An 18895-nucleotide genomic window follows, 5' to 3' on the forward strand; every position below is an offset into this window, starting at 1 on the left:
CCCCATTGTTAACAAACTGCTCCATGCAGAATGCTATCTTGCTTAATCCGATGAGCATATACTCAAAGGACGTACCCTGATTCTTAGATAAAACAGCGCCAGTGTCTAGTTTTCTATGTGAAATAAATACTACGTTTTTCCCAATATGCGTAATTAACCGTCAAAATCTTCAATAGTGCTCAATTAGAAACTAATCATTTGTACCTTATTGCACTCCCATTCCTCAACTGTCTAACGCGGCCTCTCGCGTTAATGAAGGTATATCGGCAATATGTAATGTTGAGGTTGGGAATGCACAGGATGCCCCATATCCCTCAATTATTTTAAGAATCGTTAATAGAACATCCTGTTTTACTTCATGATAACGAACCCAATCGGTAGTGCGGGTAAACGTATATATAAAGAAATCCAAAGAAGAGGAAGCAAAACTATTAAAATTAACAATAAGCGTACGATTAGAATCAATTTCCGGATGTTCCTGTAACATATTTTTAACATCCGCCACGATTGCCGCCATATGATGGGCATCTTCATAACGAATACCAATCGTTTCAAAAATCCTACGATTTAACATACGGGAAGGATTTTCTACCGCAATCTGGGTGAAGATGCCATTGGGAACATAGACGGGTCGCATATCAAAAGTGCGGATTCTGGTCAGGCGCCAACCGATATCTTCCACGGTCCCCTCAATCTCCTTATCGGGGGAGCGAATCCAGTCGCCCACCGCAAAGGGCCGATCCAGATAGATCATCAGGCCGCCGAAAAAGTTTGCCAGCAGGTCCTTGGCCGCAAAACCGACAGCCAGTCCGCCAATACCACCAAATGCCAAAACACCGCTGACGCTATAACCCAGGAACTGCATGACCACAATTCCCGCCGTGATCACGATTGAGGCCCTGACCAGTTTGCCGATCGCACGTACCGTAGTGGCATCCATCGGCTTGCCCATATAGCGCGGATCGCACAGATTGTGTTCCACGCTGTGTGAGAATCGCCAGGCAAACCAGGCCATCACCAGGATCAAGCCTATTTCCCGCGTCGGTGCAGCCAGGGAGAATATCTCGGCTCCAGTGGCGTCCCCCGCTCGCTGGGCAGCGACAGTCAAGCCCAGCAGCCATACCAGTACCTGCCCGGGAGGGGAGAGTGCCCCAACCAAAGCATCATCCCAGGGATTAACCGTCTTTTCCGCCTTAATGGCCATGCGCTGCACAAACCGGCCAAATAACCAGGCCAACACCCCAGACGCAAGTACTATGAGGAAAACAGAAACTATCCAGACCCGGTTCTCACCAAGCCAGGACAACAGCACGCTCTCAACGGACTCCACTCGAACCCCTCCGCTTTAACCAACAATCAGTAATATCCGTACAGCACCTTCTCAATAGACGACAGATTTAAACAACTTATCTCAACGCATTATGGAAGCTAACCACTCCCTGGTTCTGTGCCACCGCGCACTCTTCTCAAGCTCCTCCCAGGAGCCGATCACCGGCCTGCCACCCATGGCCGACAACCGATGAGTAGACTCCGGTTTGGGCACAAAGGTATCCAGTGCCGCCAGCGCCTCAAAAGCGCCGACACGATTGTTGCATACGATACCCATATCACAACCGGCTTCCAGGGCTGCGCGAATCCTATCGCCATAGCCTCCGGCCGCACCCGCCCCTTCCATAGACAGATCATCACTAAAAATCACTCCATTGAATCCCAGCTGTCGCCGCAATACATCCTGTAGCCAATAGCGGGAGAATCCCACCGGCTGGCTATCAATGTTGATGAAGCGGATATGGGCCGGCATCACCGCGGTAAGTTCCTGGGTTCCAATACAATCGATAAACGGAAGTGCATCGGTTGCCAAGACCTGATCCAACGAGCGCTTATCCTCTGGCAACTCCACATGACTGTCTTCCAGCACGTGGCCATGCCCCGGAAAATGCTTGCCTGTCGTGGCCATTCCCGCTTCGCGCATCCCTTGGATAAAGGGGCGAGCCAGTGCGGTTAACTGGGCCGGATCGGGACAAAAACTCCGATCGCCGATCACCCTGCTGTGACTGTCATCCGCATCCAAAACCGGCGCGAAGCTAAAATCCACTCCTACAGCCAGCAACTCTGCGGCCAGCAGCCACCCCACATCCTGCAACTGCTCGTTACTGGCGACAGCACTAAGGGCCTGCATTGAGGGTATTCGCGTAAAGTCATCGCGAAACCGCTGAACCCTGCCACCCTCCTGATCTACCGCTAGCAGGATCTCTGGTCGCACCGCACGGATGGAGTTAACCAATTGGATAAGCTGCTGGCGATCCCGATAGTTTCTCGCAAAAAAGATCAGCCCGCCCACCATCGGATGCCGAAGCAACTCACAGTCTTCCTCGGTGAGTTCAAGCCCCTCGATATCCACCATGACCGGTCCGGGTGGTAAAGACATATTAAGTTCCTTATCGATTTAAGAGTGCGCCCACTAATTATCTACCTTCAACATGGCCGAAGCAGCGGGTACCAATCGCTCAAGAGTCTGGGTCAGGGTACTGTCAGAACCGAAATCCTCCCGCAGGATAGCCTCAATCGCATCGTGGCTCGACAGTGTGAAAATGGTCGCTCCCAGCATAAAGTAGAGGCGCCAATAGAAAGTTTCTGGGTCCAAGCCCGGTAACGCTTCAGCCAGCAATCCGGCAAAACGGCGGTAAGTATCCCCGTATCGAGATACGATAAATCGACGCAAATGCCCCTGGAACTGGGTATAGGCCAATCCTAAAAGACGCATAAATCGCTGTGGATCCTTTCCCTCCAGCCCAAGGCTTCCCAACCCAACTCGATACAGGCATTCGATCAGCTCCTCCACCCCCAGGGGCTGCCCCAGGGCAATACGGCGATCAAGCTCTTCTTCCAGAGCGTTAGTGAAAGGCGTTAGAAAGCGTTCAAATACCGCCTGTATCAATTCTTTCTTGGAGCCGAAATGGTAGTTAACTGCCGCCAGATTAACCCCGGCCGTGCTCGTAATTGTTCTCAATGAGGTTTCAGGAAAACCCCGTTCAGCAAACAGCACTTCCGCTGCATCGAGTATCCGGCTGACCGTATCTATCTGGCTCATAAGTATCAAACCACCATTTAAAACATACGTTTAATCGACGCCAGAGTAGCATATTCTCACTGATCTAGAGCCCGCCAGCTAAGCTCTCCACTCAGCAAGGTACAAGAGTAAAAATAACAGGGAAATGTATGTCAGGCGGTAAGATCAATACTGCAGGAGTTGATCTCCCGCCAACTTGTGCAAGTACGCCACCCCACCAGCCGGCATAGCCTTTTAGTCCGGAGGCAGCTTTAACAAAAATAACTTTGAAAATTTTTTCGGTATTTTAAGATCGCCCGAATAATTATTCCTTCACCTGCATATATTTCATAATCAGGGCCGCAGCCTCCTCCACACTATCAACGATATGAAAAAGGTCTAGATCACTGGCATCGATACAATCGCGCTCTAACACTGTATCTACCAACCAATCGTACAGCCCGCTCCAGTAACGCTTACCTACCAACACAATTGGGAAACGCCGCACTTTCTGCGTTTGCACCAAGGTAAGAGCTTCAAACAGCTCATCCAACGTGCCGTAGCCACCGGGAAGTCCAACGAATCCAAGTGCGTGTTTTACAAACATAAATTTCCGTACAAAAAAGTATCGGAAGTTCAAACTAATGTCCTGATATGGATTTGCCGCCTGTTCAAAAGGCAGCTCTATGTTTAACCCAATTGATGCGCCGGGCTGCCCGAAAGCCCCTCGGTTACAAGCCTCCATCAGCCCCGGCCCACCACCGGTAATCACGGGGATCCCTTCAGCCGCGAGCAACTCTCCCAACTTTACCCCCTGCTGATATTCAGGACTGTCCTCTGTAAATCTCGCCCCTCCAAACACTGTCACTGCACCACCTAACGCTATCAGCCGCTCTATCCCATCTACCAATTCAGACTGAATACGAAGCACTCTCCAGGCTTCCGGCATTTTTGCATCCAGCATTATTTTTCCCTCTTTGTCAGTTCCTTCAACGCTTTCTTCTCTCTTTACTTTCTCCATCAATGTAGCAGCTCACAAAGACTAAAACCTGAGGATTGCACGAACAACAAATCTGTATATAATTCCAGCAACTGTATATAAATACAGAAAACTAGGTAAATCTATGACCAATCTCACCGCTCGTCAGTCCCAGGTTCTCGACCTGATCAAGTCTTATCTGGATGAAACTGGCTACCCGCCAACGCGGGCAGAAATTGCCCAGGAACTCGGCTTCCGCTCACCCAATGCCGCCGAGGAACACCTGAAAGCGCTCGCCAGAAAAGGCGCCATTGAGATGGTTGCCGGCGCTTCCCGAGGCATTCGAATTCCGGATCACCAATCCGGCTTGCCGATTGTGGGTAGAGTAGCTGCGGGGAATCCCATACTCGCCAGCGAACATATTGAAGATTACTGCGACTTGCCCGCGAGCTTCTTCCATCCTCCCGCAGATTATTTGTTGAGGGTGCATGGTATGAGTATGCGAGATGCGGGCATTCTCGATGGAGACTTGCTGGCAGTGCAAAAGACCGAGCAAGTGCGCAATGGCCAAATCGTCGTTGCCCGTATCGATGACGAAGTCACAGTGAAACGCTTTCGCCGCAAGGGAAATCAGGCAACCGTTCAGTTGCTACCTGAAAATGATGACTTTGAGTTAATTCAAGTCGATATGAGAGATAAGAACTTTGTGATTGAGGGATTAGCCGTAGGGGTTATTCGCCAAACGCCTTAAGCCCCCAAAAACGACAACAGCGGCCATTGGCCGCTGTTGTTAAGACTCGAACTAACGCTGATGTTAGTGAATAGTATGATTTACCGGCATTAAATCGTCTTCTTCCTCGAAGTAACCAGCCTCAAGATCGTCTAGATTTTGTACGGCTTCAATACCCGCTTCCAACATAGCCCTTGCCACAGCAACCTTGTTCTTGCGCAGAAACTGAAGGCTTTCCGCAGAAAAAGAAATGCTTACCAAAGGGTCCTCTTTATGGCCAGCACGACGCAAAGCTACATCGCCATTAGCCAGCTCGATTATTTCAAAAGTTTCGGAGGACATTCGCTTTTCCTTCACGGCACAACAGTTTGCGCCCAGTGTACCACAGGCTTGCGATAAGTTTCATTCCTCCAATTTGAGAGGCTTCTGGCTCCTGACTTTCGAGGCAGTCTATTACCAGCACGCTGTATCAAAGGATTATCTAAACCACTGAAGAGATCACAAGAGAAGAGTGAATTGCTTTATACGTTACACAGGTTGTGTCGAGTGGGCCACAACTACCCCATTGTGGCCCACTCAAAGGACAGCGAACTTTCTCGCAGAGGTACGCCTAATATCTACAACCTTCAAAATTCGCAGAAATATTACGAACCTATTCAGAAGTTCACCGAGGTCGAGTAAGCGTATTAGTTAACATTCATCCAAGTGAGCGCGCTGCCTCACCACCAACTCACTCAGCGAGCGATGCCACTGAAGCAATAATTCTTTGGACAAAGGTGCAAACTCGGGCTTGGCAACTTCGTTGTGTAGCGGGATTAAATTAACCTGTTGCTGTTTTTCATCAGCACCCACAGATATTTTCTGCTGCTCTTCCCAGGCGTAAAGCATATGGGATAACCAACTCTGCGGGTCGCCGACCAGGCCGGACAGCTCACTGGCCTCTGCACTAGCCCTACCCTGAACGCCCAGCGCATCAATGATCAACTGCGGAGACTCCGGTTCGAATCCCAGCTGAAGTTGGGCTGCCTGCTCTGCAAGAAAAGCCCGATAGGCCTTGCACAACTGCATCAACGCTGCCTCTTCCAGCGCATCGCGCTGGAGAGGTAAGTCCCACGACTGTTGCAGCAACAGCTGGCTCTTGCGTAGAGCCGAAGTGACATGAATCGTGTAAGAGTTACTCATTACCTACTTCTTTGCCGCTGTCTTTTTAGCTGCCGGTTTCTTGCGCTTGGCAGCAGTGCTCTTGGTGGAGGCCTCTACTTTCCAACCACCATCGCGATAAAAAGCACGCCAACCGGTCGCCTTGCCCTCTTCCTCAGATTGAACATATTGCTCCTGGGTTTTGCGGCTAAATCGAACTACGGTATCCCGCCCACTGTCATCTTGAGTCGGTGCAGAGAATAGGAAGCTGTATTTTGGATCGATCTCACTCTGGTGAGGCAGCAGCTCTTTAACCAGGGGCGCACGGGTCTCACGGTTTTTCGGGAACTGGCTGGCAGCCAGGAATAGACCCGAGGCACCATCGCGTAGGATATAGTGATCCTCCACTTTGATACAGGCCAATTCCGGCATGGGAACCGGATCCATTTTCGGTGGCGCCGGCTGCCCATTTTTCAGCAGCTTGCGGGTGTTTTTACAGTCTTCATTGGTACAGCCGAAGTACTTGCCAAAGCGACCAGACTTCAACTGCATATCACTGCCACACTTATCGCACTCAATAATGGGGCCGTCATAGCCTTTAATTTTAAAAGTGCCCTGCTCAATCTCGTAGCCATTGCAATCCGGGTTATTGCCACAGATATGCAATTTACGCTGCTCATCTAACAGGTAGCTATCCATAGCCGTGCCGCACTTGCCGCAGCGGCGCTTCTCCCGCAGCAACCTGGATTCAGCTTCCTCGTCCTTATCCGCATCGACCGCCTCATCACCAGAAACCAGGTTCATGGTATTGGTACAACGCTCTTTTGGCGGCAGTGCGTATCCAGAGCACCCCAGGAATACACCGGTGGAGCCAGTGCGGATCTGCATATGGCGGCCACATTTGGTGCACTCGATATCGGTGTCTGTCGGCGTATTGCGACGCATACCTTCATCGGCAGACTGGGCTTTTTCCAGGCGCCCGGAAAAGTCCTGATAAAACTCATCGAGCAGTTGCTTCCAACCCTTATCGCCGTCGGCAACCGCATCCAGGGATTCCTCCAGGTTTGCGGTAAATCCGTAGTCCATCAGGTTCTTGAAGCTTTCGCTGAGACGGTCGGTAACAATATCCCCCATTTTCTCAGCGTAAAAACGACGGTTTTCCAAGCGGACATAACCGCGATCCTGGATCGTGGAAATAATGGAAGCATAGGTGGAGGGGCGTCCGATACCGCGCTTCTCCAGTTCCTTAACCAGGGCCGCTTCACTAAACCGCGCAGGCGGCTTGGTAAAGTGCTGCTTGGGATCCAGCTGTTGCAGGGATAGCTTTTCGCCTACCTTCACATCTGGAAGCACCAGATCTTCATCTTTTTTGCCGCTCGGTGGCGCAACTTTCAGGAAACCATCGAAACGAATTACTCGACCCCGCGCACGCAATTCAAAGTCACCTGCGCTGACCACGATTGAAGAGGAGGTAAATTGGGCAGGCGTCATCTGGCAGGCCACGAACTGCTGCCAAATCAGGTTGTATAACCTCTCCGCATCCCGCTCAACACCGGACAACATATTTGGGGCGATACGAACATCGGATGGGCGAATCGCTTCGTGCGCCTCTTGAGCGCCCTCTTTACTGCTGTAGTTATTGGGGCTCTCTGGAAGATACTTATCGCCGTAATTCTCGGCAATATAATCCCGTGCAGATTCCACAGCCTCTTTACTGAGATTGGTGGAATCTGTACGCATGTAGGTGATATGACCGGCTTCATACAAGCGCTGGGCCAGGGTCATGGTCTTCTTCACACTGAAGCCAAGGCGGTTACTGGCCGCCTGCTGCAAGGTGGAAGTAATAAATGGTGCGCTGGGCTTGGAGCTGGTTGGCTTATCGTCACGGGCGGAAACAACAAACTCACTGGACTGAAGCTGCTTGGCAGCACTCATTGCCAGCTCTTCGTTGGTAGGACGGAAAGCCTCACCAGCCTGCTTTTTCACTTCGAGGCGCAGCTTGGAAGCCTTTGCCGTCGCCGTATCGGCAAACAAGGTCCAGTACTCTTCCGGGATAAACGCGCGAATCTCCCGCTCCCGCTCAACTACGAGGCGGACCGCAACAGATTGCACACGACCCGCAGACAGGCCCCTGGCCACTTTTTCCCACAGTAGAGGGGACACCATATAGCCAACGATTCGATCGAGGAAACGGCGCGCTTGCTGGGCGTTTACCCGATTAATATTCAGACGGCCGGGATCTTTAAAGGCCTCCTGAATCGCAGACTTGGTAATTTCATTAAACACTACCCGGCGGTAGCGATCGTTATCGCCACCAATTGCTTCACGCAAATGCCAGGCAATTGCCTCTCCCTCGCGATCCAAGTCCGTTGCGAGATAGATATGATCGGCGCCTTCGGCGAGTTTTTGTAACTCACTCACCACTTTCTCTTTACCCGGCAGTATCTCGTAGTGGGCTTGCCACTCGTGATCCGGGTCGATCCCCATACGCTTAATCAGCTGATCGCGGTTTTTCTTCCGCTTATAAGCCTCTTTCGCCTCGGGGGAAAGCTTGCGTGTTTCCGCTGCACGACGGGCGCGCTCCTTTGCGTCAACCGGCTGTTTATTGCCCCCACCTGTGGGCAAATCGCGAATATGGCCGACACTGGACTTCACAACAAAGTCCTTGCCGAGATATTTATTGATGGTTTTCGCTTTGGCCGGTGATTCGACGATGACCAGTGATTTACCCATAAGCCTTTGATTTCAAATGAAAATTTACTGCTATTGCAAGTCTTTCAAGCCCTCTTATCGGGCTTGTGCTGCGCGAATATATAAGCCTCACTTCAAGCGCGGTCAAGCAAAGCTGACAATTTTCCACTCACAGTCACCAAAATTGGCACTGGGCAGTCCGCCTAAATGCGACTCAGTAGACGCTCTTTTACACCGCTATTACGGCAATCAAGACAGCCCCTCAGTCGCCGCGCGCGAACTCACTTTTCGAATAGCTTCTTCTATTAAGGGGGTGTACTCATCGAGCGACGCCATTAGTTTCTGGAAGGCTTGTTTGCCTCCTGACTCCGGCCACTGAATACCGAGACCCACTGGTGTTGCAGTAATCGCACAGGCGTCCCGAGGGATTTTTTCCAGTAGCTCGCGCAAATATTTCCATGCCCCTTGCGGAGCTGGCTGGCCATCAGCCCAATCCCAAACACCGGAAAAATTCAGCTCGTGCTCAATCCGTTGTTTATCCAAAACCCACCCCACACTCAGGCCTTTACGGTTCTGCCAGCGGTGATAATAGACAGCTGCAGTCCCATCACCCAACGCCGCAGGCAGCGCTTGGATTTGTACGGTAATGCCAGCCTGGGCCGCCCGGCTACGCAAATCTGCAAGACGGCTGTCACGGGCATTGGGCTTGAGCCACATCACCGGCCCCAGCACCAAAGCGATGGCAAATCCGACGATAATCACCGGCAACCAATCAGACATAACCACTCCTCATCAGTGGAAAAAAGTGACTATTGTGCGGTGTTCCGCGTGATCTATGTCAATCGGTTTTTTTTGCGGTAGACTCAAAATAGGTGTCACAAGGGTGTTTTTCACAGTCAATAAAAGGGATAGGAGCAGGTAAATTATGGCGAAATACCGACACATCCTCGTGGGCTTGGACCTGTCAAAAGAGTCTTCCCAGGTACTTGATAGGGCCGCTGATATGGCTGAAGCATTTGGTGCAGAGTTAAGCTTACTTCACGCCATTGAGCCCCTGACTTTTGCCTATGGCGGCGACATCCCAATGGACCTCTCCGAGGTACAGGACCAGCTACAGTCCCAGGCCAAGGAGCAATTGCAAAAAGCCGCCGATCGGCTGGATATCCCCGCAGATCGCCATCACGTAATACTCGGCCAGCCATCTACTGAGATTCATCGCTTAGCCAAAGATATCGAAGCCGACTTAATCATTATTGGCAGCCACGGTCGTCACGGCTTAGCGCTATTACTCGGCTCCACCGCTAACGGCGTTCTCCATGGCGCCAAATGCGACGTTCTGGCGATTCGGGTACATATGGAAGACGAGTAATCCTTCAAAATTGAGGGGAAGCCGCAATGATTGCAGCTTCCCCTTCAACTTAGTCGTCTCCCCCTCCAGCTCTGACCAGCGTTCAAATGCCTCTTCGAGCTGGGCCTGTCTTTCCGTCAGGGTGTTCAGCTTAGCCTGCACCAACGCCTGCTCCTGCTGATAAAAACTGGGGTCGGCAACCTCTTGCTCGATAGCCCCTATCTCTTCTTCCAAAGACTCAATTAAGGCGGGCAGGCTATCCAGCTCTCTTTGAAGCTTATAGCTCAGTTTCTTTTTCTTCGCTGGAGCCGCCTCCTGGGACTGGGGCTTTTCCTTTGGTTTACTAGCAGCTGGCTTAACTTCTTTCAGCTCAGCGACAAAGCTGCCACCTTGGCGCACAAAATCCCCATAACCACCCACGTATTCACGGATGCGGCCATCCCCCTCAAATGCGAGGCATGAGCCCACCACATTATCCAGGAAAGCACGGTCATGGCTCACGAGCAGAACCGTTCCGCCAAAGTCCAGGAGTAACTGTTCAAGCAGCTCCAGGGTTTCTACATCCAGGTCATTGGTGGGCTCGTCGAGCACCAAAATATTGGCGGGCTGGCTAAACAATTTTGCCAGCAAGGCGCGATTTCGCTCTCCACCACTCAAAGCGCTGACTTTAGTACGGGCTTTAACACCACTAAAAAGAAAATCAGCCAAATAAGACATTACGTGGCGGCTTTTACCACCAATAGTCACTGAGTCGCGCCCTTCTGCGACATTATCTAGCACAGTCAAATCGGGATTCAGCTGATCTCGGCGCTGATCGAAATAGGCCACTTGCTGCTTGGTACCCAGGCGCACACTCCCCCCTGGGACTTTAGCTCTCCCAGCAGCAATTTGATCAGGGTACTTTTGCCGACACCATTGGGGCCTATTAGGCCAACGCGGTCTCCACGCATCAGCGTGAATGATAAATCCCTAATCAACGGTTGCTCATCGGGGTAAGCAAAAGTGACGCCCTTCAACTCAGCGACCAATTTGCCGGACATCTCACCGCTATCCAGGGCCATCTTGGCTATACCCTGCTGGGACCGGCGCGTTTCCCTTTGGCGACGCAGTGCTTGAAGCGCTCTTACCCGCCCCTCATTACGGGTTCGGCGCGCTTTAATTCCCTGCCGAATCCAGGTTTCTTCCTGCGCCAATTTTTTGTCAAACAAGGCCTCGTTTTTTGCCTCTTCTTCGAGAAGCTTCTCTTTTTCTTCCTGGTAACGATCAAACTTGCAGCGAAAAGTCCGCAAGTGTCCTCGATCTAAATCCCATACACTGGTGGCCAAACGTTGTGCCAATGCACGATCATGGCTCACAAACAAAAGAGCTCCACGATAGCTGGCGAGGAAATTCTCAAGCCATTCGACTGCAGCAATATCCAGGTGGTTGGTTGGCTCATCCAGTATCAGCAGATCAGGCTCCACCACCAAGGCGCGAGCCAGAGCAGCACGACGCTGCCAGCCACCGGAAAGGTCGGCAACCTTTTCGTCTGCATCGAGCCCCAAACGATCTAATACACTGTCCACTTTCGGCAGCAGCTCCCAACCGTGAGCCGCTTCGATTTTGGCTTGTAGCTCTGCTGTGGGGGAGTCCCTGTACGCCGACAAAACAGCGCCTATTTCGCCCAACCCCATAGCCACATATCCGTATACAGAGTCGGCGTAATCGGCAGGTAACTCCTGCTCCAAAACCGCTTGAACCATACCGCTGGCACGAACAATCTCGCCGTTGTCCGCGTCAACTTGCCCCGCGATCAAGCGCAACAGGCTGGATTTCCCCTCCCCATTACGCCCCACAAGGCATATACGATCTCCACGCTCAACTTTTGCGCTGACATTGTCTGCCAGTACCTGGGTCCCGTAACGAAGACTGACCCCATCCAATAGAAGCAACATAAATAGGCACTACAATTATCAAACCCGAACCTCAATCCCGCTGATGAAAGAAGCGAAGTCGGCTCTTTCGGGTTCTGTGAAAAATCAGCTATTTTACGCGTTTTTACCGTATAGTCAGTCATAGCTGGAAACACACGTCCAACTGAGGTAATTGAGATGTCAGCTGACGCAAAAGGAATCGCGCTTCTTTCCGCCCTAATCATCACCTGTCTCTGCACAGCCGTGCCCACAAATGCACAACCTGTTCAGGCAACCGCTATCGCACCGGAAGTATCCGAAGATAATCGTGCGGCGCAGAGAGAAAAGCTGCGCCAGGCCCGGCAGGCGATAAAATACAGGGATCGACGGAAACTTCGAGCACTTAAAGCTGAGCTCAAAGATTATCCCCTCGCTGCTTATATTGACTATTGGGCGCTCAGTGAAAAACTGCACCAACTGCCCTTAAAAGAAGTTGATCAATTCCTGGAGAGCAACAGAGGCACGGCTATTGGCGACTGGATGATGGTCAGGTTGTTGCGCCAACTCGGTAGTCAAAAAAAGTTCTCGACTTACCTGCGCTATTACCAACCTTCGCAACACAGTCGCACCTCCCTCCGCTGCTATTACGCCGATGCCCTATCGCGCCGAGACGGCTATCAGGCAGAAACACAGCAGTTGATATCAGAACTCTGGCTTGTTGGGCGGTCCCAAGTCGAGGAGTGCGACCCCGTTTTTGCCCGCTGGATGAAAAACGGCGGCTTGACGCAGGAACTCGCTTGGAAGCGGCACCTGCTGGCAGTCGAAGAAGGCAATCTCGATTTGGCACGTTATATCGCCAGAAAAATGACGCCAGCCCAAGCAGAGAAAGCCAAACTTTTACGCTCGGTCCATCGCAACCCACAGATGCTTCTCACTGACACCAAGTTCGCCTACAACCCACTGGAATATCGCGATATCGTGTTGAACGGATTGCACCAATTGGCGAAAAAAGACGCTATCAAAGCGGAAACTGCCTGGCACCGCTATCAGGCCAGCTACTTGTTTTCCGATGCCCAGCAAGAAGCCATGTTCAAGCACTTGGCGCGTCAATTTGCTCGCCAGGATAATATGCAGCGCTTACAACAGCTGGTTGAACATCACACAGTGACCGATGGCCGCACCATCGAGTGGCTAGCCAGACAATCCCTACGTGAATTAAATTGGCAACAGGTCGCGTTCTGGATTGACCGCCTGCCTGAGGAGAAACAACAACTCGACCGGTGGATATATTGGAAAGCCCGCTCACTGGAAGAACTTTATGGCACAGGAAGTTCTGAAGCTTCCTCTCACCTTTACCGCAAAGCCGCCCGCAATCGCAGTTACTACGGTTTCCTTGCCGCTGATACCTTGGGGCAACAGTACAGCTTTGAGCACAGGCCGGCACCAATCACCCCCATTCAAGTGCAGGAGATGGCAAAGCGCCCCGAACTGCAGAGAGTCCGAGAATTACAAGCAATAGGCGAACTCTTCCATGCCCGAAGGGAATGGAGCTATGCCACAAGAGCTATGGACCACCAGGAATTGCTTGCGGCCGGCAAAGTAGCTAGCGCCTGGGGTTGGTACCACAAATCAATCCAGTCAGTGCTTGCGGCTGACTACCTCGACGACTTGGAACTGCGATTCCCACTCGCTTTTTCCGATATTGTTCACGATGTAAGCAAACAGGTCGGCGCCCAGAGCTCGGCTCTTGAACCTTATCTGATTTACGCTGTAGCACGACAAGAGAGCCACTTTAGCCACGATGCAAAATCCAGCTCCGGGGCCCTGGGACTTATGCAATTGCTCCCATCGACCGCAAAAGCTACTGCACGCAGAGCGGGGGTGCGCTATCGACGCAGCTGGGACCTTTTGAGCCCCAACACCAATATTGCGCTGGGCAGCTTTTACTTAAGTAGCTTACTTAACCGCTTTGACAATAACCGCTTTCTGGCAGCCGCCGCCTATAATGCCGGGCCAACCCGCGTAGCGGGATGGCTAAAAGAGACCCGAAAACAGCTGCCCTATGATGTGTGGATTGAAACCATTCCATTCCGGGAAACGCGTAATTATGTGCAAAATGTACTTGCCTATTCGGTAATTTACGCCTACCGAAGCGGCACCAAGCTGCAACTATTAAGGGAGAGTGAAGCTGCGAGCCGGCTGTAATTTAAAGCCGCTCCTTCAGCCAATCTTGCAATTGCACCTGGTCAAACGGCCAACCGCAAACATCGTCGGGGTCTCCAAGGCCAACCACCGGAATGCGGATAGAAAAGCGCTCCATTAACGCTTCATCCTCGGCGATATCCACCTCGCGAAGACGCAAGTTGAATTTTTCCAGCGCAGGCCAAATTTCAATTTTGGCTTTTTCGCACAGGCCGCAACCCAAAGTGGTGTAGAGCAAAAGCTCTTTTATATCGCTCATCCAAAAACCCCCTGGCTGCTGCCCCAGAGATATCCCGCAACACTTAGCGCAAGCCCCGCTATTAAAAGCCACGTTTTACTTTTAGCCTTTGGCTTATCGACTTCCCCAGGTACCTCCTCGGACAAACTGGGTTGCACTGCATAGGGGACTGTATCGGCTTCTCCAGAGATAGAGGTAGAACTGGGCAATTCGAACTCCGGCAAAGCCGGGCGTACAGCCGTTCGGTTGTTATCGTCAGCTGGGCCGACAATTGAAAAACTTAAAGTGTCGAGTCGAAGCTCATCTCCCCTGCGCACCCGACTCTCACTAACCTTTCTATTATTGACAAAAGTCCCATTTGCCGAACCTAAGTCAATAACGAACAGTAAGCCCTCCCTTACTTCGAGACGAGCGTGCCTACGCGAAAGATGAGAAAGCGAAAAAGTGATATCACACTCATCGGAGCGCCCAATTACCGCACTCTCTTTCACAGGGAACACCTTTCCTGCAATAGCCCGGTGATTGGCTCTTAGCGCCCAGGCAACACCCTGACTTGAAGCAGCCTTGGGAGGGGCAGACTTGAGCTTAGTTACCTTCGGGTCGATTACCTGGAGTAAACGGCTGCCCACTTTGACCTGATCGTTTATTTTTAACTGGCACGGTGTACCAGTTGGCTGACCATTAAGCAAGACACGGGCCGCGCCCGACAAATTGTGCAAAGTCAGAACATCGCCATTAACTGCAATTTTAAGGTGCGACTTCGCTACGGAATCATCGGTAATACACAAGTCACTACTCTGCGCCCGCCCCACAGTTACTCCCGGCGATACCAGCCATACGCTCTGGCTAAGATCATTGACATCACAAAGTTTGAGCATCGAAATCGCTCCTAAAGCCAAAATGGCCGTGTGAAATTGGCCAATTATTGAAGACAGTGAGCTTAACTAATGTTAAAAAGCAGCCGAAACACTCACTTTTATTGATAAAGTTGAGTTTATCATGGGCGATATCATTAGCGTGTGATTCGGTTTGCAGCTTAAAATGGCCCAAAGGTCTAGTATTTAACAGATTCAGCGATGACCTACAAAGTGATCGGCAACTTGAATAAGCCGAGAGCACAACAGGGAAGAGGCGTGTGATTACCGGAGGGTTATCACCGTTAGAAAGATTAAATAAATTACAGGTAGTTGCACGCCAGTGAGTGAAGCCAAAGTACGCGAAGTATCACGGCACAGCGGGATAGTTCAGCATAGCAAAGACGCTACACGCAGTGCCGGCGCAACCCATACCGGCTATAAGCGTGAACAGAACGAAGATGCCTATTGGGCTGCGGAAGACAAAGGTATCTGGGTTGTAGCCGATGGCCTTGGCGGTCACCACGCTGGTGAACTCGCGAGTAAAACTGTTGTTGAAGAAATCCAAAAGTCAGCGGAAACTGACAAGCACTACGAGCGTGCCTTGCAAAAAGCGCACGCCCTTTTACTGGGCGATGAACAAACCACAGCCAATATGGGCTCAACTGCGGTCGTTGTTGCTGAAGAGGGTGACTACTTTCATATCTACTGGGTTGGAGACAGCCGCGCTTACCTCTGGGCTCCCGAAGGCACAACAGGGAAGCTCACCCAACTAACCAGCGACCACTCCTACGTACAGATGTTGATGGATTCAGGCGCTATCAACTCCGAAGAAGCAGCAATTCACCCCAACCGGCATGTAATTACCCGATGTATCGGCGGTAGTACCAACCCCAAACTCGAAGTGGACCGAGTCTCCTATCGCTGGGCAGCAGGACAGAGACTACTCATCTGCAGTGATGGACTTAGTTCGGAAGTACCAACAAACTCAATCAACCAGATATTGACGGAAAACAGTGATACCCACAGAGCAACAGAACTTCTAATCGCTGCAGCATTGGATGCAGGAGGCAAAGATAATGTCACTGTTCAGGTCATAGATGCCCCATCCACAGCGCAACCTTCTTCTACCGCATCCCTCAACCCAATTAGCGAGCCCACCCTGCCCGGCTCCACACTCAGAAAGTATCGCCCCTTCATTCTCCTCTTCACAGTCGCCTTAGCCACCGCAGTTGCCTACGGACTTTCAACTCTGCTTTAAGATAGGGAAAGCACTTCATGGAAGTCGTCAATAGCGGCACCTCTTCACTGCAGATACCGGGCTACCGCATCCTCAAAAAGATCAATCAGGGGGGAATGTCCTCAGTCTACCTGGCTATACAGCGCAGTGTGGGCCGGCAGGTGGCACTAAAAGTTATGTCGCCAGTACTGAACGCTGATCCAATCTTCAGTGAGCGGTTCCAGCGGGAAGCAAATATCGTTGGGCAGCTGTCACACCCAAATATCGTCGGTATTCACGATATTGGCCGCTACCGCAGCCTGAACTACATCGCCATGGACTACATGCCAGGGGGCTCGGTTGCAGAGCGTTTAAGCAAAGGTGGGCTTGAGCCTCTTGAGGCGCTTAATGTTGTGCGCCAGATAGCCATGGCCCTAGACCACTCCCACAGCAAGGGGTATGTACATCGAGACCTGAAACCAGAGAATATCCTGTTTCGCGAAGACGGATCGGCCGTACTCAGTGATTTTGGGGTTGCCCGGGCTATCGCGAGAACCACCCGTATGACTAACAGCGGGATGGTTGTGGGAACCCCTCACTATATGAGCCCGGAACAAGCTCGCGGAGCAGCGGTTGACGGTCGTGCCGACCTGTATAGCCTTGGAGTTGTTTTCTATGAAATGCTCACGGGAGCCGTGCCCTATCAGGCAGACGAAGCCGTCGCCATAGCAATAAAGCACCTCACCGACCCAATTCCGCGACTGCCAGCCCGCTACGCACTTTATCAGGCTCTACTTGATCACTTCCTGGCCAAAGATCCGGATAAGCGATTTCAACGCGGACTGGATATCGCCGATGCCGCAGATGATTTGGTTGCAGCCCTCGCTGGAAAGCCGGCCAATCAAATCAGCCAGCTCAACAATTCAACTTTAAAAACTTCCAGCTTGGCAAAAGCACTTGTACTGACCATTTACGGCAGTGTGGCAGACCAACTCGGGAGAGTTGCTTCCAGTTGGAAACGGAAGGAAACGCCCGAGAAGCCAGAGCGTAAGGAGCAGGATACTGTTGTACGCCTGCGGCAGTTCCTCGCTGAGCCAACAAAACACAAGCGCTCCTGGCTTATGAGCAGCTTTATCGCTGTTGGCCTTACCTCAACCTGGGGCCTGTATAGCATCGTTGATCACAAGGCCGGCTGGCAACTTGGACTACCTATATTGGACGGCGCTGCCGATTTTACAGCTGCCACCCTACTAGGTACCGCGGAGCAGCCTGCCAATATTGCTCCAAATGCAAATACAGAGCCTGCGCCAACTGGATCAGCAGCAGATACCCTAGATTCACAGATACAAGTTACCCAGCTAAATCTACCCTCCACGCTCAATGCAGATGAACAACTACCCCTCAGTGGTAATCAGGCACTGATTGCCAAGAGTAATCTTGAGCCCCCAAAAGTACTCACGCCTGAGCCTGCAGAGCCAAGAGCAGAGAACCAACCCAAGCTGTACAGCCTAACGATTAACACAAAGCCTTCTGATGCCCGTGTGCGGATTATGAACATAGCCCCCGCTACCAGCCGGGGCTTGAATTGAGCCCAGGCAAATATGATGTGGAAGTGAGCAAGCGCGGCTTTAGTAAAATTCGCCAGTGGGTCTTGCTGGAAGAACAAAACCTCAAAGTGGAGGTCGAGCTGGAACCTGCCTACTTTATCGGCAAGCGATTTCAATCAGAGTTGTCCTCTGGTGGCCTGGGCCCGAAAATGGTCGCCGTGGGAGCAGGCAGCTTTACCATGGGCAATAACCAGCGGCGATTAGCCAGCCCTGCGCACAGGGTAAATGTAGAGGAGGACTTTGCTATATCCATATACGAGGTCACCTTTGCCGAGTACGATCGTTTTGCCGAGGCCACCGGAAGCGCCAAACCCAGCGATGCAGGCTGGGGGCGCGGAGATAGGCCGGTTGTTAATGTCTCCTGGCGGGATGCACAAAAGTACGTAAAGTGGCTATCAAAGGAGTCTGGCAAGCAGTACCGGCTGGCCAGTGAAGCCGAGTGGGAATACGCTGCTCGGGGAGGCAATTCACACCAATACTGGTGGGCTTCCAGCGACGCCCGAGGAAAAGCCAATTGTCGCAGAGGTTGCTCTAGTGAATTCACAAAGCTGTTCAGCATCAGTACAGCTCCCGTAGGTCATTATCAGGCGAACCCTTTTGGCCTTTTTGACACTGCAGGGAACGTGGCTGAGTGGGTGGAAGACTGTTACCAAGCTGGCTACGACCCCGCAAAAACCACATCAGCACCGGTGAAGATTAGCGGCTGCCAACTTCACACCGTGAGGGGTGGGTCGATGCGTGATAGCTCTAACAAGATATCTTCTGACTATCGAAAAGGCCTGAATGAAACAGCGCTCACCAAGGATGTTGGGATACGTGTTGTGATGGAACTTGATCAATAAAACCAAAATATTAGAAGGAACTTCAGTGCAACGATTACTACTCACCACCTCTTTAATCTTACTTACCGGCTGCAACGGCATAGAGATACGAACAAACGCAGACA

At 51.6% G+C, this 18895-nt stretch carries 16 protein-coding genes and 1 pseudogene; 6 read left to right on the plus strand and 11 right to left on the minus strand.

Features of this window, described 5'->3' with window-relative positions:
• Positions 1-223: 223 nt before the first annotated feature.
• The 4 genes from QT397_17800 to QT397_17815 all read right to left on the minus strand — a co-directional run bounded on the left by QT397_17800 (position 224) and on the right by QT397_17815 (position 4013).
• Positions 224-1330, minus strand: a complete 1107-nt coding sequence (locus tag QT397_17800) for a mechanosensitive ion channel family protein (protein WNZ54730.1) — start codon at positions 1328-1330, stop codon at positions 224-226.
• Between the two features lie 81 nt (positions 1331-1411).
• Positions 1412-2428: a beta-N-acetylhexosaminidase gene (nagZ, locus tag QT397_17805; protein ID WNZ54731.1), complete on the minus strand. Its 1017-nt coding sequence runs from the start codon at positions 2426-2428 to the stop codon at positions 1412-1414.
• A gap of 33 nt (positions 2429-2461) precedes the next feature.
• Positions 2462-3091, minus strand: coding sequence for a TetR/AcrR family transcriptional regulator (locus tag QT397_17810; GenBank protein ID WNZ54732.1), 630 nt, complete (start codon positions 3089-3091; stop codon positions 2462-2464).
• Positions 3092-3374: 283 nt separating this feature from the next.
• On the minus strand, positions 3375-4013 hold the full coding sequence (locus QT397_17815) for a TIGR00730 family Rossman fold protein (GenBank protein WNZ58555.1): 639 nt from the start codon (positions 4011-4013) through the stop codon (positions 3375-3377).
• Positions 4014-4173: 160 nt separating this feature from the next.
• Between QT397_17815 and lexA the strand changes: the two genes are divergently transcribed.
• Complete coding sequence (lexA, locus tag QT397_17820; protein ID WNZ54733.1) at positions 4174-4779, plus strand: transcriptional repressor LexA; 606 nt, start codon at positions 4174-4176, stop codon at positions 4777-4779.
• 63 nt (positions 4780-4842) lie between these two features.
• Here the strand turns inward: lexA and QT397_17825 are convergent, their stop codons facing one another.
• The 4 genes from QT397_17825 to QT397_17840 all read right to left on the minus strand — a co-directional run bounded on the left by QT397_17825 (position 4843) and on the right by QT397_17840 (position 9369).
• Positions 4843-5100 carry a hypothetical protein gene (locus QT397_17825; GenBank protein WNZ54734.1) on the minus strand — a complete coding sequence of 86 codons (258 nt, stop codon included), beginning with the start codon at positions 5098-5100 and terminating at the stop codon, positions 4843-4845.
• A gap of 348 nt (positions 5101-5448) precedes the next feature.
• A complete protein-coding gene (locus tag QT397_17830; GenBank protein ID WNZ54735.1) occupies positions 5449-5940 on the minus strand; it encodes a hypothetical protein in 492 nt (163 codons plus the stop codon).
• Between the two features lie 3 nt (positions 5941-5943).
• Complete coding sequence (gene topA, locus QT397_17835) at positions 5944-8631, minus strand: type I DNA topoisomerase (protein WNZ54736.1); 2688 nt, start codon at positions 8629-8631, stop codon at positions 5944-5946.
• Positions 8632-8838: 207 nt separating this feature from the next.
• The gene (locus tag QT397_17840) at positions 8839-9369 is read right to left on the minus strand and encodes a hypothetical protein (protein ID WNZ54737.1); all 531 of its coding nucleotides are present in this window, start codon (positions 9367-9369) and stop codon (positions 8839-8841) included.
• A 145-nt stretch (positions 9370-9514) separates the two neighbouring features.
• Here QT397_17840 and QT397_17845 point away from each other — a divergent pair, with 145 nt between their 5' ends.
• The gene (locus QT397_17845; protein WNZ54738.1) at positions 9515-9958 is read left to right on the plus strand and encodes a universal stress protein; all 444 of its coding nucleotides are present in this window, start codon (positions 9515-9517) and stop codon (positions 9956-9958) included.
• Between the two features lie 63 nt (positions 9959-10021).
• Here the strand turns inward: QT397_17845 and QT397_17850 are convergent.
• Positions 10022-11871, minus strand: a pseudogene (locus QT397_17850) (ATP-binding cassette domain-containing protein).
• Between the two features lie 156 nt (positions 11872-12027).
• Between QT397_17850 and QT397_17855 the strand changes: the two are divergent.
• Positions 12028-14034, plus strand: coding sequence for a transglycosylase SLT domain-containing protein (locus tag QT397_17855; GenBank protein WNZ54739.1), 2007 nt, complete (start codon positions 12028-12030; stop codon positions 14032-14034).
• Between the two features lies 1 nt (position 14035).
• Here QT397_17855 and QT397_17860 read toward each other — a convergent pair whose 3' ends face one another.
• Complete coding sequence (locus QT397_17860; protein ID WNZ54740.1) at positions 14036-14290, minus strand: glutaredoxin family protein; 255 nt, start codon at positions 14288-14290, stop codon at positions 14036-14038.
• Entirely contained in the window at positions 14287-15147 is an 861-nt protein-coding gene (locus QT397_17865) for an FHA domain-containing protein (protein WNZ54741.1), read from the minus strand. Before QT397_17865 ends, QT397_17860 begins: the two co-directional genes overlap by 4 nt.
• Before the next feature lie 319 nt (positions 15148-15466).
• Here QT397_17865 and QT397_17870 point away from each other — a divergent pair, with 319 nt between their 5' ends.
• The 3 genes from QT397_17870 to QT397_17880 are packed head-to-tail and all read left to right on the plus strand — an operon-like array spanning position 15467 to position 18791.
• Complete coding sequence (locus QT397_17870) at positions 15467-16384, plus strand: protein phosphatase 2C domain-containing protein (protein WNZ54742.1); 918 nt, start codon at positions 15467-15469, stop codon at positions 16382-16384.
• A 17-nt stretch (positions 16385-16401) separates the two neighbouring features.
• The gene (locus QT397_17875; protein WNZ54743.1) at positions 16402-17931 is read left to right on the plus strand and encodes a serine/threonine-protein kinase; all 1530 of its coding nucleotides are present in this window, start codon (positions 16402-16404) and stop codon (positions 17929-17931) included.
• A complete protein-coding gene (locus QT397_17880; protein ID WNZ54744.1) occupies positions 17928-18791 on the plus strand; it encodes an SUMF1/EgtB/PvdO family nonheme iron enzyme in 864 nt (287 codons plus the stop codon). Before QT397_17875 ends, QT397_17880 begins: the two co-directional genes overlap by 4 nt.
• Positions 18792-18895: the final 104 nt, after the last annotated feature.

The sequence above is a fragment of the Microbulbifer sp. MKSA007 genome (assembly GCA_032615215.1).
In the GTDB taxonomy this organism is placed as follows: Bacteria; Pseudomonadota; Gammaproteobacteria; order Pseudomonadales; family Cellvibrionaceae; genus Microbulbifer.